At 48.8% G+C, this 246-nt stretch carries 1 protein-coding gene; it reads left to right on the forward strand.

The features are described 5' to 3' along the window. A partial coding sequence (locus A3712_RS21840) for a UbiA family prenyltransferase (RefSeq protein WP_197465890.1) occupies positions 1-246 on the forward strand: 246 nt, incomplete at both ends.

Consider the following 246-nt stretch of genomic DNA (forward strand, 5'->3'; position numbering starts at 1 on the left):
ACCAAGCCGAAAGTGGTTGCTTTGATGTTGTTAACGGCATTAGTAGGCATGTGTTTAGCTGTGCCTAACGGATTGCCAGTACAGCAAGCATTATTTGGCATGATAGGGATAGGGTTGATGGCGGGTTCAGCCGCTGCATTTAATCATTTGATCGACAAGAAGATCGATGGGCAAATGTCTCGCACTAACCGTCGTCCTTTACCATCGGGTGAGCTCAGCAGCGTACGAGTATTCGCCTTTGCAGCC

Origin of the sequence: Vibrio sp. HI00D65, from assembly GCF_001635455.1 — a bacterium.
In the GTDB taxonomy this organism is placed as follows: domain Bacteria; phylum Pseudomonadota; class Gammaproteobacteria; order Enterobacterales; family Vibrionaceae; genus Vibrio.